The organism is Kitasatospora sp. NBC_00374, from assembly GCF_041434935.1.
Taxonomy (GTDB): Bacteria; Actinomycetota; Actinomycetes; order Streptomycetales; family Streptomycetaceae; genus Kitasatospora.
Window position 1 is genome coordinate 2,200,139 of the sequence record NZ_CP107964.1, and the last position, 13,425, is coordinate 2,213,563.

The 13,425-nt window shown below is 75.7% G+C and carries 13 protein-coding genes; 8 read left to right on the plus strand and 5 right to left on the minus strand.

Going from position 1 to position 13,425, the window contains the following annotated elements; all coding sequences use genetic code 11:
- Positions 1–79: 79 nt before the first annotated feature.
- The 3 genes from OG871_RS09820 to OG871_RS09830 form a co-directional block, all read right to left on the minus strand.
- Positions 80–1,858 carry a hypothetical protein gene (locus tag OG871_RS09820; protein ID WP_371495993.1) on the minus strand — a complete coding sequence of 593 codons (1,779 nt, stop codon included), beginning with the start codon at positions 1,856–1,858 and terminating at the stop codon, positions 80–82.
- Between the two features lies 1 nt (position 1,859).
- Positions 1,860–2,573 carry a hypothetical protein gene (locus OG871_RS09825; RefSeq protein ID WP_371495994.1) on the minus strand — a complete coding sequence of 238 codons (714 nt, stop codon included), beginning with the start codon at positions 2,571–2,573 and terminating at the stop codon, positions 1,860–1,862.
- A 348-nt stretch (positions 2,574–2,921) separates the two neighbouring features.
- Complete coding sequence (locus OG871_RS09830) at positions 2,922–3,674, minus strand: hypothetical protein (protein WP_371495996.1); 753 nt, start codon at positions 3,672–3,674, stop codon at positions 2,922–2,924.
- Between the two features lie 151 nt (positions 3,675–3,825).
- On the opposite strand from OG871_RS09830, the gene OG871_RS09835 reads away from it, so the two are divergent.
- Both OG871_RS09835 and OG871_RS09840 read left to right on the plus strand, forming a co-directional pair.
- Positions 3,826–4,380 carry a precorrin-3B C(17)-methyltransferase gene (locus tag OG871_RS09835; RefSeq protein ID WP_371495997.1) on the plus strand — a complete coding sequence of 185 codons (555 nt, stop codon included), beginning with the start codon at positions 3,826–3,828 and terminating at the stop codon, positions 4,378–4,380.
- Positions 4,381–4,416: 36 nt separating this feature from the next.
- Positions 4,417–5,076, plus strand: a complete 660-nt coding sequence (locus tag OG871_RS09840) for an HAD family hydrolase (RefSeq protein ID WP_371495999.1) — start codon at positions 4,417–4,419, stop codon at positions 5,074–5,076.
- Here the strand turns inward: OG871_RS09840 and OG871_RS09845 are convergent.
- A complete protein-coding gene (locus OG871_RS09845) occupies positions 5,057–6,346 on the minus strand; it encodes a transcriptional regulator (RefSeq protein WP_371496000.1) in 1,290 nt (429 codons plus the stop codon). The genes OG871_RS09840 and OG871_RS09845 overlap by 20 nt on opposite strands.
- A 211-nt stretch (positions 6,347–6,557) precedes the next feature.
- On the opposite strand from OG871_RS09845, the gene OG871_RS09850 reads away from it, so the two are divergent.
- Positions 6,558–6,929, plus strand: coding sequence for a hypothetical protein (locus tag OG871_RS09850; protein ID WP_371496002.1), 372 nt, complete (start codon positions 6,558–6,560; stop codon positions 6,927–6,929).
- Positions 6,930–6,982: 53 nt separating this feature from the next.
- Positions 6,983–7,531, plus strand: a complete 549-nt coding sequence (locus OG871_RS09855; protein WP_371496004.1) for a DinB family protein — start codon at positions 6,983–6,985, stop codon at positions 7,529–7,531.
- Between the two features lie 58 nt (positions 7,532–7,589).
- Here OG871_RS09855 and OG871_RS09860 read toward each other — a convergent pair whose 3' ends face one another.
- Positions 7,590–8,330: a TetR/AcrR family transcriptional regulator gene (locus tag OG871_RS09860; RefSeq protein WP_371496006.1), complete on the minus strand. Its 741-nt coding sequence runs from the start codon at positions 8,328–8,330 to the stop codon at positions 7,590–7,592.
- An 88-nt stretch (positions 8,331–8,418) separates the two neighbouring features.
- On the opposite strand from OG871_RS09860, the gene OG871_RS09865 reads away from it, so the two are divergent.
- The 4 genes from OG871_RS09865 to OG871_RS09880 all read left to right on the plus strand — a co-directional run bounded on the left by OG871_RS09865 (position 8,419) and on the right by OG871_RS09880 (position 13,388).
- Positions 8,419–9,915, plus strand: coding sequence for an MFS transporter (locus OG871_RS09865; protein ID WP_371496007.1), 1,497 nt, complete (start codon positions 8,419–8,421; stop codon positions 9,913–9,915).
- Positions 9,916–10,077: 162 nt separating this feature from the next.
- Positions 10,078–10,398: a GYD domain-containing protein gene (locus OG871_RS09870; RefSeq protein WP_371496009.1), complete on the plus strand. Its 321-nt coding sequence runs from the start codon at positions 10,078–10,080 to the stop codon at positions 10,396–10,398.
- Positions 10,399–10,461: 63 nt separating this feature from the next.
- Positions 10,462–12,084: an AMP-binding protein gene (locus OG871_RS09875; RefSeq protein WP_371496011.1), complete on the plus strand. Its 1,623-nt coding sequence runs from the start codon at positions 10,462–10,464 to the stop codon at positions 12,082–12,084.
- Between the two features lie 278 nt (positions 12,085–12,362).
- Positions 12,363–13,388, plus strand: coding sequence for an isopenicillin N synthase family dioxygenase (locus tag OG871_RS09880; RefSeq protein ID WP_371496013.1), 1,026 nt, complete (start codon positions 12,363–12,365; stop codon positions 13,386–13,388).
- Positions 13,389–13,425: the final 37 nt, after the last annotated feature.

Sequence of the window (13,425 nt, forward strand, 5' to 3'; positions counted from 1 at the left end):
GGTGCTCCGTCGTCTCGGGGTGGTTCGGTTCCGCTCGGGCCCGTCCGGACGGGCCCGCCCCCCGGCAGCCGTTCAGGTGTCAGTCGTAGGCGCCCTCCACGTACCAGTGGCCGTCCTCGACGGTGAGCAGCAGGGCCCGGCCGTCCGCGACCGCGACCTGGAAGCGGGCCCGGCGGCGGGCCCTGGCCTGGTCCCACCAGTACTCGACGGCCGGCCAGGGGCCGGTCCAGGCGGTGACCGGGAGCGGGCGGCCCGCCAGGTCGAGCCGGGCGGGCGGGGCGGAGACCTCGGCCCGGCCGCTGACCGTGACGGGGGCCCCGGCCTCGTCCAGGACCCCGATCGGGACGGGGGCCCGCGGCACCACGGTCGGCGAGGGATCCGTGAGCCGGCCGGGCCAGGGGGCGGGGCTCCGGGCGGGCGGTGCTTCGCCCCAGGGGGTCCTGGCGACCTGTTCGGCCGGCCCGCGGCCGCCCGCCGGGTCGACCCGGCGCAGCCCCGCGTACCCGAGCAGCGACTGCACCCGGGCGACGGCCCGCTCGACCCGGTCCTCGGCGACGGCCCGGCCCCACAGGGCCAGCTGCCGGCCGCGGTCGGGCACCAGTTCGTCGGGGACCAGCCGCAGCGCGGTGAAGCCGGCCGTCGGGGTGCCGTCGTCCCCGAAGGTCCCTGCGGACTGCCAGGCCTGCAGCTGCCAGCGGACCCGCTCGGCGAGGGCGGCGGCGGACAGCCTGCCCTCGTGCCGCCAGAGCCGGGCCGCCGTACCGCCGTCGGCGCAGGTCACCTCGACCGAGACCCGCCGACAGGCGAGGCCGGCCGCGCCGAGCCGGGTGTGCAGCTGCTCGGCGAGGGTGCGGGCGACGAAGACCAGCGGCTCGGCCAGCCGCTCCGGCGGGTCGAACAGCTGCTCGGCGGTGAGGTCCAGGCCCTCGGGCCGGGACGCCACCGGGCGGGCCTCCAGGCCCCTGGCCAGCCGGTGGGCGGCCGTTCCGGTCGGGCCGAAGCGGTCGGCCACGGCGGCGCCGGCCAGCGCGGCGAAGGCGCCGACGGTCTCGATCCCGAGCCGGGTGAGCAGCTCGGCCAGCACCGCGTCGCCGAGCGCCGCCACCGGGTAGGGGGCCAGGAACTCCGCCGTACGGCCGTCCGGGACGAGCACCCCGACCCGGGCGGCGAGCACGGCGGCGAACAGGCCGTCGGCCACCCCGACGTGGCTGCGTGGCGGGTCGTGGGGCGGCTCGGCGTGGAGCGGCTCGGCGTGGAGCGGCTCGGCGTGGAGCGGCTCGGCGTGGAGCGGCTCGGCGTGGAGCGGCTCGGCGTGGAGCGGCTCGGCGTGGAGCGGCTCGGCGTGGAGCGGCTCGGCGTGGAGCGGCCGGTCCTCGGGTGTTCCGGCGGCGGGCGGTGGTTCCGGTCCGCGGGCGGGCTCCTCCCAGCCGCGGGCGAGGGTGGCGGCCACCGCCGCGTGCACCTGGGCGGCCAGTGACTCCTCGCCGCCGAAGTAGCGGCTCGGGCCCTTCACCGGGATCGCGCACATGCCGGGGCGCAGCACCTCCACCCGGGGCGTGAAGGCCGCCACGGCGGCGATCACCGGTTCGAAGCGACGGGCCTCGGCCTGCGCGTCGCGGTCCCGCAACCGCAGCTGCGGGCAGAGCCGCTGGGCGAGCTTGAGCCGCTGGCCACGCCGCACGCCGGCGGCACGGGCCGCGTCGGAGCAGGCCAGCACCCGGCCGGTCTCGACGACCGCCACCGGGTCGGCCGGGGTGTCGCCGGGTCCGGGGGTCGCCGGGTGGGTGGCGACCACCGGCCAGTCCGGGCACCACACCACCAGCACCCGCGGTGCTCCGGGCCGCTGCGCTGCGGTCATGTCACACCGCCGCCAGTCCGGTCCGGACGCGGCCCGCCCCGGACGCGTCGGAGATCACCGGGGTCACCGGGGTCACGGGCAGCTCGGCCGCCTCGACCGGGCGCGCCGCGCCGTGCTCGTCCGGCAGCCAGAGCCTGGCCGTCCGGGTCCGGTTCGCCGCGCCGCGCCCCTGGGCGGCCACCTCGACCTGGCGGCCGCGCAGCTGCCCGTACCCCTCCCCCAGGCCGAACCAGCGGCCCGAGCGCACGCTCAGCCGCAGCCCGGCGCCGGGCCAGGCGCCCGCCACCAGCAGGGCGCAGCCGCCGCGGCGCAGGACGGCGGTGAGGCGGGCGGCCAGCTGCGGGGCGACCGGGCCGGTGGGGCGCAGCAGGATCAGGCCGACCGCGCCGGCCAGGGCGGAGACCACCTCCGGCCACTGCGGGCCGGGGTCGTCGACCAGCAGCAGGCGGCCCAGGTCGAGGCCGTACCCCGCGGCGGCGGCCAGCCCCAGGTCGGGCAGTCCGACCGTGGCCGCCCAGGCGCCGTCCGAGGCCGCGCCGGCGGCCAGGGCCAGCAGCAGGCCGGTGTCGCCCTCCACCGAGACCGCCGCACCGCGCCGCAGCCCGCCGCCGGGCAGCAGCGGGGCCAGGGCCGGCAGGGCGGGCAGCAGATCTCCGCCGCCCGGGAGGTTTTCGAACCCGGACGGGCTCGGCGAGGTCGAATCGAACATGTGCACGCATTAAGGATCGAACAAATATTCGTAGATGTACAAGTCCGGAAATCTGACCGAGCCGCAGATTCACCCCGTCCGAACGCACCGCGTGACATTCGCCCGTTCGGGGCGAACGCACCGCGTGACATTCGCCCCGAACGGCCGGCCCCGGCCACACCCCCGACCCGACCGCTCCGACCGGCCGCTCCGCCCGCCGTCGGCCCCCGGTTCCGGCACCGCACGAAGACGCCGCGAGGACGCCGCGAAGACACCCGGGCATTCCCGCCGCACGCCGCCCGGAATCCGACGGCCCGTCAATTCATCGGCCCGCGAAGCCGTCCGCCGAATTCCCGGCCCCGACCCCCTTCACCCTCAGCCGCGCCGCCTCCGGTGTTCCCCGCGGAGCACCAGGGCGGGCGCCCGGTCGTCGTAGGCTCCGCAGCCGGTGGCCGACCACGGCGACCACTGCTGCGGCACCGCGTAGTACGGCACCAGTAGCCGGGGCGCGCGGCGCCCGGCGGCGCCGGCCGGGAGCAGCGCGGGCAGCACGTCCGGGCTCTGCCCGGCCAGGATGGCCCGGCGGCAGGCCGGGCAGGCGGGGCGGCGGTCGGCGGCCGCCTCGCGGGCGCCGAGCCGGCGGCGCTGCCGCTCCCGGTGCGAGCTCTTCGCGGTCGCGGCCGGCGCGGGCGGCACCGGCGGGTGCAACGGGTTGTAGAAGCAGCGCACGACGGGCGGCCCCGGCCTGCGCCCCGCGTGGACGGCGTGCGCCGCGGCGAGCCGTTCCACCGCCCGCTCGGCGAGGACGACCACCGCCGTCAGGTCCGGCAGGTCCACGGCCTCGTCGAGGAGCTTGCCCGCCGCCTCGTACGCCTCCAGGGCCCACAGGTAGTCCCGCCGGGCGGCCTCCTCCTCGGGCGGCAGGCGCAGTTCGGCGGCCCGGAACACATCACCCGCCGCCGCCACCCGCTCGCTCGCGAAACCGGCCAGCCGCTCGCGCAGGACCTCCCACTCCCGCAGGACGAGCTCCTGCTGCTCTTTCTGATCCTTCGACAGCCGGCCACCGGGCGCCCGCCGTTCGGGCTCGGGGTCGCGCAACAGCCTGACGAACCACCAGCGGCGGAACACCTGACCTCCTGCTTGGGTGACGTGGAGCGCCCATTGTCCGCGCGCCGCGCGGCCCGCGGAAGGCCGGGCCGCACGGGGGTTGACGCAACGGTCCGGTCACGGTCGGCGCCACCGCGCCCGCAGGGGCCGTTCGCTCACACAGGATGGTCCGATGAAGATCTTCGGGGGAACACGCCGGGCCGTCGCGGCCGCCCTGCTGCTGGTCCTGGCCACCGGCTGCGGCAGCACCGTCACCGACCAGCGGGCCGGCACCCGCACCGGGAACAGCCAGCGCCCGCACCCCACCGACAGCCCCGCACCCGTCGCCTTCTGCCCGCCCCCGGAGGCCGGCCCCGCGCCGTCCCCGTGCATCTCCTACAGCGAGGCGCAGCGGTACGCCGACAACCACGCGTACCGGCAGGAGATGCCGCTCTCCGAGTCCGCCCGGGCCGACAACCAGCCGCGCGTCCAGGCCCTGGAGGCGGCCCTGAGGAGGCTCGCGGGCGCCCCGCTGACCGAGGACGGCCTGCGGCGCGCCACCGCCGAGGCCACCGGTGCCCGGCCGGCCGCCGTGCACGTCGAGCTGTGGAGCGACGGCAGCTACGCCCGGGTCGTGGTGGAGGCGGGCAGCGGCTGTGTGCAGGGCACCGTCCGGAACGGCGAGGTCACCGCCGAGACCACCGGCCCCATCGCCGACGGCGGCTGCGTCCCGGCCGTCGGCCACTGACGGCCCCTCCGGCCGAGGCGTCGTTAGGCTACGGACATGATTCGTGCGGTGGTGTTCGACGTCGGTGAATGCCTGGTGGACGAGACCCGCGAGTACGGGACCTGGGCGGACTGGCTCGGGGTGCCGCGGCACACGTTCGTCGCTCAGTTCGGGGCCGTCGTCGCGCAGGGCCGGGACTACCGGGAGACGTTCCAGGTGTTCCGGCCGGGCTTCGACCTGGACGAGCAGCGGGCGGCCCGGGCGGCGGCCGGGCAGCCGGAGTGGTTCGGTGAGGGCGATCTGTATCCGGACGTGCGGCCGGCGCTGGCCGGGCTGCGGGCGGCCGGGCTGTGGCTCGGCATCGCGGGGAACCAGACCGTGCGGGCCGGGCGGATCCTGCGCGGGCTGTTCGAGGACGACGTCGACCTGATCGGCACCTCGGACGACTGGGGGGCGGGCAAGCCGGAGGCGGGGTTCTTCCGACGGGTCGCCGAGGCCACCCCGTTCGAGGTCGGCGAGACCCTGTACGTCGGCGACCGGCTCGACAACGACATCCGGCCGGCCGCCGCGGCGGGCATGCTCACCGCACTGGTCCGGCGCGGGCCCTGGGGGTGGATCCAGCAGCACGACCCGGCCGCCGCGGCGGCCACCTTCCGGATCGACTCCCTCGGTGAACTTCCCGTCCGGATAGCCGAGTTCAACGCTGCAGCGCGCTGAGCGTCGCCGACCAGCTGTACAGCCGGTCGTCGACCTGCCGGACGGCCGGCGAGTCCTGCCAGGGCACCAACGCCCGGCGGGCCTCGCGGACCCGTTCCATGCCGGTGGCGTACCAGGTCACGGCGAGCTGGTCGAGGGCCTGGTCCAGCAACTCGCAGGCCTCCTGGGGGTGCCGGGCCGCGGCCTCGACGGCGGCCAGGTCGCCGAGCACGACGACGCGCTGCTTGCCGTCGGTGCCGGGGAGCCGGTCGAGGACGTGCCGCAGGGTGTCGCGGGCCTGCGGCAGGTGGCCGGCCTTCAGCTCGGTGTTCCCCTTGAACGCCGCCAGCCGGACCGGCGAGAACCAGTCCAGCCAGTCCGGGCTGGTGTGGCCGGTGCCGGCGGCCAGGGTGACCTCGGCCCGGTTCAGCAGGGCGAGCGCGCCGCGCTGGTCGCCGCACCGGGTCAGGCACTCGGCCTCGACCGCGTCGAGCCAGGCGAGCAGCCCGGCGGAGGCCGGCCCGCGGCGGGCGTACGTCCGCGCGGCCTGCATCCGTTCGACCGCCTCCTCGCGGCGGTCGGTCCAGCCGGGCAGGAAGGCGGTGTGCGCGAGGATCGCGGCGCCGAGGAGCGCGTCGTCGGCCTCGCCGGCCGCCTGCAGCGCGCGGACGTAGGTGCCGTCGGCCTGGTCGGGCTGGCGCAGGTCGAAGAACTGGATCCGGCCGGCCAGCAGCAGGCTCTCGGCCAGGGCCGCCGCGAGGACCCGCCGGGCGACGCCGGTGGTCTCGCCGAGCAGCGCCGTCCCGAGGTTGGCGTGTTCGGCGACGGCCTGGTGCAGGGTGGCGGGCGCGACGCTCCAGTACAGCCGGCGGTGGGCCGCGGTCACGGTCGCGTACGTGGCGCCGACGGTGTCCGGCTGGACCGGTCCCGACCGGGCGGGGCGCGGGAGGGCGGGGCGGGGCAGGGCGGGACGGACGGCGGCGGCCGGTCCGGGGACCTGCGGGCCGGGGCCGGCGCCGGCCCGGGCGGCGTCCTGCCACGGGGCCCTGAAGCCGAGCCGTTCGACGGGCAGGTGCAGGACGTGGGTGAGCAGCCGCTGGTAGTCGTCGCGGGGCCAGGGCGGGGTGTCGGACTCCCAGCGGCCGATCTGGCGGGTGCTGACGGTGATCCGGCCGAGGCCGAGCTGCTGGGCGGCAGCGGCGAGCGCTTCGACGAAGGCGCGCTGCGAGCTGAGTCCGGCGGCCTGGCGGGCCGACTTCAGCGCGGTGTTGCCGCTGGAGCGAGGAGGCATGAGACCCTCCGGGTTGGTCGACAGTCCGTCAACGGTAGCCGCGTACAGGACGGTTGGGCGACACCTTCGACCGAGGGCCCGGCGGGAAGTCCTGGAAGAGTCCGCAATGAGTCCTGGGCAGGGCATTCAAACGGCGGCGGCGGCCGACGACGATGGACCGGGACACCCCTTCGTCGAAGGATCGACCACGCGCAGAGCACAGGGGACGGCCATGTCCGACGCCGCACCGCGGGCCGCCCGCCCGCCCACCGCCGACCAGTTGACCGACGGACAGCGCAGAGGCAGGGCCTGTTGGCGCTGCGGCAGTACGGCCGCGCCCCTCCACCCCGACGGGCACGCCTACCTGGAGACCCCGGCGGGCGCCCCGCTCGGCTTCGCGATCGTCGCCTGCACGCCCCACCTGCGCGCACCCGCGGCCGGGCGCTGCGAGCCGGAGCTGCGGCACGGCTACTGCGTCACGTGCGGCCTGTACGGGGTCGGCACGTTCTCACACGTGATCAGCGAGTACGCGGACGCCATCCGGGACCACACCCGGTGCCGCGGCCCGGTGCCGCCCGGCGGAGCCGCCCGGACGGCCGGCTGACCCACCGGGCGCGCATCCGGGGCGCTGTCGGCGGCGGATGGCAGGCTGGCCCGATGAGCGAGACTCCCCCGCAGCACTACGCCCAGGGCTGGGCCGACGCCGAGGACCGCCGGACGCCGCCGCTGGTGGGCGACGAACGCGAGATCCTGACGTCGTTCCTGGACTTCCACCGTCGGACCTTCGCGCTCAAGTGCGCGGGCCTGCAGGCCGAACGGCTGTCGGAGCGCGGTCTGCCGCCGTCGGCGCTGAGCCTGCACGGGCTGCTGCGGCACCTGACCGGGGTGGAGCGGTGGTGGTTCCGGCAGCAGTTCGCGGGTGAGGACGTGCCGATGCTCTACTACTCCGACGAGGACCCGGACCAGGACTTCGAGCGTCTGGACGGCGATCCGGACGAGGCCTTCGCGCTGTGGCGGGCGGAGTGCGGGCGCTCCCGCGAGATCGTCGCGGCCGCGGCGTCACTGGACGAGACCGGGGTGCACCGGGCGACCGGCGGCCCGGTGTCACTGCGCCGGATCATGGTGCACATGATCGCCGAGTACGCGCGGCACAACGGCCACGCCGACCTGCTGCGGGAGCGGATCGACGGCGCGACGGGCTACTGAACGGGGCCGCTGAGCCCGGCTGCCGAGCCCGGCTACTGAGCCCGGCTGCCGGGCCCGGCTACTGGGCGGCGAGCCGCTGCCGGGCCGGCTCACCGGACGCGGCGGCCGGGCCCGGCGCGTCGAGGAAGCCGCAGTCCGCGTAGCTGCGCGCGAGCCGGGCGAAGCCGGCGGCCAGGATGTCGCGCACCACGGCCTCGATCTCGGCGAGCGGGGCGCCGGCCGCCAGGCGGGCCCGCATCGCCTCGAACGCGGCGGCCCCGGCCGCGTCGGCGAACCCGGTGAACAGTGCGAGCTCGGCGCGGACCACGGGCTCGGCGCCGACCGGGCCGGCCCGGTCGAGCAGCAGGGCCAGCAGCATGCTCCGGCGCTCGTCGACCACCGCGGTGTGGAAGCGGTGCAGGGCGGGGCTGGCGAGCAGGATCCGGGCGAAGGTCCGGGAGGCGTCCTCCGCCTCGGGGGCGAGCACCAGGCGCGCGTTGCCGGCGTAGTAGCCGTGCAGCCCCTCGATCAGCTCCTCCCCCGTCCGGGCGTTGACGACGGCCCCCGGGAGGGCGTCGGCGAACTCCTTGCGCCGGCTGAAGAAGATCTCCTCCTTCGACGCGTAGTGCGTGAAGACGGTGGCCGGGGCGACCTCGGCCTCGGCGGCGATCTGCGCCAGGGTGACGCCGTCGAACCCCCGCTCGGCGAACAGCCGGAACGCGGCGTCGGCGATCGACCGGCGGGTCCGCTCGCGTTTGCGCCCCTTGAGCCCGGGGCGGGCCACGGGCACGGCGGGGTCGGCGGCGGGGGTCGTGGTCATGCCCTCAGAATAGTGCACGGCGGCAAAAAACTAGAGATGCTACATTTTTATAGACTCTCCAGAAAACACTCACCCGAAGGAGCCCGCCGTGGGCACCAGCCCGTCCACCGTCCGGCCCTCGGCAGGCACCGGCCGCCCGGCCGCTCCGCCCGGCGGCCGCCCGCCGTCCACCACCGCCGTCCTGGTGATCGCCTGCGCCGCGCAGTTCATGGTGGTGCTGGACGTCTCGATCGTGAACGTGGCCCTGCCCGCGATGCGCGCCGACCTGCACCTCACCCCGGCCGGCCAGCAGTGGATCGTCAACGCCTACACCCTCGGCTTCGCCGGGCTGCTGCTGCTCGGCGGCCGGATCGCCGACCTGGTCGGCCCCCGGCGGGCGTTCCTGACCGGTCTCGGCGTGTTCACCCTGGCCTCCCTGGTCGGCGGCCTGGCCGACGGCGCCGGCCCGCTGATCGCGGCCCGCGCGGCACAGGGCGTCGGCGGTGCGGTGCTGGCCCCGGCCACCCTCACCCTGATCATGACCACCTTCACCGAGCCCCGGGCCCGGACCCGCGCGATGGGCGCCTGGAGCGCGGTGATGGCGGCCGGCGGCGCGGCCGGCGCGGTGGTGGGCGGGCTGCTGACCGAGTACGCGGGCTGGCGCTGGGTGCTGTTCGTCAACGTCCCGGTGGGCGTCGCACTGTTCCTGGCCGCGCTGGCGTACGTGCCCCGGGGCGCGGTCGGCCGGGGCGGGCTGCGGCGGATGGACCTGCCGGGTGCGGTCACCGTCACCGCCGGGCTGACCGCCCTGGTCTACGGGATCATCTCCACCGAGTCGCACGGCTGGGGCTCGCCCGCCGTCTGGGGTCCGCTGGCGGCCGCGGGCCTGCTGCTGGCCGCGTTCACGCTGATCGAGTCGAAGGTCGCGCACCCGCTGGTGCCGCTGCGGATCCTGCGCCGCCGCACCCTGGTGACGGCCAACATCGTCACCATGCTGGCCGGCGCGGCGATGTTCGCCATGTGGTTCGTGCTGTCGCTCTACTTCCAGCAGGTGCTGGGCTACAGCGCCGTCCGGGCGGGCCTGGCCTTCGTCGCCGGGTCGGTGGCGATCATCGCGGGCTCGCAGATCGCCACCCGGACCATCACCCGGACCGGCCCCCGGCCACTGCTGGTGGCCGGCACCCTGACCAGCACCGTCGGGTTCCTGTGGCTGTCCCGCTTCGCCGCCGACGGCAGCTACCCGGTTGACGTGCTCGGCCCGTTCGTGCTCTGCACGCTGGGCATGGGCCTGTCGATGATGCCCGCCACGGTGGCCGCGACCAGCGGCGTCCCGCGCGAGGAGGCCGGGCTGGCCTCCGGGCTGACCAACACCTTCCGCCAGGTCGGCGGCGCGGTCGGGCTGGCCGTCCTGGCCACCGTCGCCTCGCACACCACCGCCACCCGGCTCGCGGAGGGCGGGGTGAGCGCCGCACAGGCGCTGACCGACGGCTTCGGGCGTGCCCTGCTGGTCGGCGCCGTCTTCACCACCTGCGCGCTGGCCGGTGCTCTCACACTCCCCACCCGACGGGCCCTCGCCCGCTCCGGGGACGCCGCCGCCGGCGCCTGACCGCGGCTCCGGCAGCCCGGCACCGCGGCAGCCCGGCAGCCGGCACCGCGGCCAGGCGGGCGGCCGCCCGTTCAGCGGCGCCCGGCTGGCCGGGGCGGCGCGCGGTGCCCGAAGGTCGACATGGGCCGCATCCCGCGGCGCAGGCACAGACGGGAGAGCCGGATGCCGAAGTACCTGATCCGGGCGAGCTACACCGCCGAGGGAGCCAAGGGGCTGCTCGCCGAGGGCGGCACCGGCCGCCGGGCCGCCGTGGAGAACGTGCTCCGGCCGCTCGGCGGCACGCTGGAGTCGATGTACTTCGCCTTCGGCGACGAGGACCTGTACTGCATCCTCGACCTCCCCGACCAGGTGTCCATGGCCGCCGTCTCCCTGACGGTCCGGGCCAGCGGGGCGCTCCAGTCCAGCGCGATCCCGCTGCTCAGCCCCGAGGACGTCGACACGGCGGCCCGCCGGCAGGTGGACTTCCGCAGCCCCGGCGCGTGATCGCGCCGCCGCGCCCCAGCGCGCTCTCTTGACGAACCGTCACCGTTGACCAAGCCTGGTCAAATGCTTCCCCGGCCCAGGAGGTCAACGGTGACCGAACAGGCGTCCCACACCCACGGCGGTACAGAGGTCGCGCTGCTGGACGAGACCATCGCCGACCGGCTGGACCGCACCGTCGCCGCGTTTCCCGACCGGGAGGCGCTGGTCGACGCCCCGACCGGCCGGCGCTGGACTTACGCGGCGCTGGGCCGGGAGGTCGACCGGATCGCCCGGGGCCTGCGCGCCCGGGGTGTGGCGAGAGGCGACCGGGTCGGCATCTGGGCGGCCAACTGCCCCGAATGGGTGCTCACCCAGTACGCCACCGCCCGGCTCGGGGCCGTACTGGTCAACATCAACCCGGCCTACCGCGCCCACGAGCTGGCCTACGCGCTGAACCGGTCCGGGGTCTCGCTGCTGGTCGCGCTGGCCGACGAACGCGGCGGCGACCGGCCGGGGACGGTCGCCGAGATCGGCGGCCGGTGTCCGGGGCTGCGCGAGACCCTGTGGATCGGCGAGGCCGCCTGGCGGGAACTGGACGGCGCGGACACCGAGTTCCCGACCCTGCACTGCGACGATCCGATCAACATCCAGTACACCTCGGGCACCACCGGCTTCCCCAAGGGCGCCACCCTCTCGCACCGCAACATCCTCAACAACGGCCACTGCGTCGGCGCACTGCTCGGCTACACCGAACAGGACCGGATCTGTGTGCCGGTGCCCTTCTACCACTGCTTCGGCATGGTGCTGGCCAACCTCGCGGCGCTCAGCCACGGCGCCTGCGTGCTGGTACCGGCCCGCTCGTTCGACCCCGCCGCGACCCTGCGCACCGTCGCCGCCGAGCGGGCCACCTCGCTGTACGGCGTGCCGACCATGTTCATCGCCGAGCTCGGGCTGCCGGACTTCGCCGACCACGACCTGTCCTCGCTGCGCACCGGGCTGATGGGCGGCTCGCCCTGCCCGGTGGAGGTGATGAAGCGGGTCCGGGCCGACATGGGCATGACCGAGGTCGCCATCGCGTACGGGATGACCGAGACCTCCCCGGTGTCCACCCTGACCAGGCGCGACGACGACCTGGCGCACCGCACCGGGACGGTCGGCCGGGTGCTGCCGCACCTCGAGGTCAAGGTCACCGACCCCGCCGACGGCCGGACCCTGCCGCGCGGCGCGGCCGGCGAGCTGTGCACCCGCGGGTACTCGGTGATGGTCGGCTACTGGGAGGAGCCCGAACGGACGGCCGAGGCCGTCGACCCGGACGGCTGGATGCACTCCGGCGACCTCGCGGTGATGCACCCGGACGGCTACCTGAGCGTGGTCGGACGGATCAAGGACATGATCATCCGGGGTGGCGAGAACATCTACCCCCGCGAGATCGAGGAGTTCCTGCACACCCACCCCGCCGTCGCCGACGCCCAGGTGGTCGGCGTGCCGGACGAGCGCTACGGCGAGGAGGTCTTCGCCTTCGTCGTGCTGCGCGACCCCACGGTCGGCCCCGGGCCCGAGGAACTGGCCGAGTACTGCCGGGACGGGCTCGCCCGGTTCAAGGCGCCCCGGCACGTACGGGTGGTGGACTCCTTCCCGATGACGGTCAGCGGCAAGGTCAGAAAGGGCGAACTGCGCACGCTGGCGGCCAGGGAACTCGGTCGGTGACGGCGGTGAGGCCGCGGCCCCCGCACCGTGTTCGCCCACCGCCCTGACGATCATCTAACCTGGTGACGTGCTCATACTCGTCAGCCGTCGCCACGTGGACCTGCTCCGCGTCACGAGCATGTCCTGTCGACGCTCCGGCTGATCTCTCTCCCTTCCTGCCCTCGGGGGCACACACCCTCCCCCGGCCCCGCCGCACCCGCCCGATCGGACGGGTCGGCGGCAGCGTTCCCGGACACCCGCCGGGCACCGCCGGGGCACCGACACAGCGGATGTCACCCATGACACAGCAGTCCCAGACCACCGGTCTCCCCGTGATCGACCTGTCCCTCGCGGACGGCACCGAGGAGGACCGTGCCCGCCTGCACGACGCACTCCGCTCGGCCGCCACGGAGGTCGGCTTCTTCCAGCTGACCGGCCACGGCATAACAGCCGACGAGACCAAGGCCCTGAACACCGCCATGCGGGCCTTCTTCGACCTCCCCGAGGCCGACCGGCTGTCCGTGAGCAACCTCAACTCCCCGCACTTCCGCGGCTACACCCGCACCGGCGACGAGCGCACCGGCGGCAGCCGGGACTGGCGCGACCAGCTGGACATCGGCGCCGAACGCCCGCCGCACCTGCCCGGCCCGGGCGAGCCCCCGTACTGGTGGCTGGAGGGGCCCAACCAGTGGCCCTCGGCCCTGCCCGAACTGCGCACCGCCGCCCTGACCTGGATCGACCGGCTGGAGGCCGTGGCCCACCGGCTGCTGCACGAACTGCTCGCCTCGATCGGCGCCCGGCCCGACTTCTACGACGACGCCTTCGGCGACCACCCGCACCTGCGGCTCAAGCTGGTCCGCTACCCCGGCACCGCCCCGGACGGCGCCGGCCAGGGCGTCGGTACCCACAAGGACTACGGCTTCATCACCCTGCTCCTGCAGGACACCGTGGGCGGCCTGCAGGTCGAGCGGCCGGACGGATCCTTCCTGGAGGTGCCGCCGATGGAGGGCGCCTTCGTGGTGAACCTGGGCGAACTGCTGGAGGTCGCCACCGACGGGTACCTGAAGGCCACCAGCCACCGGGTGGTCAGCCCGGCCGGGGCCCGCGAGCGGTTCTCCGTGCCGTTCTTCTACAACCCGCGCCTGGACGCCCACATCGAGCCGCTGGACTTCCCGCACGCCCACCACGCGCCGGGCGCCACCCAGGACCCGTCCAACCCGCTGTTCGCCGAGTTCGGCCGCAACGAGCTCAAGGGATACCTGCGCGCCCACCCCGAGGTGACCAAGCGGCACCACGCCGACCTGATCCCGCTCGCCGGCGCCTGAGCCGGCTCCGGTCCGGCTCGGTTCCGGCCCGGCACCC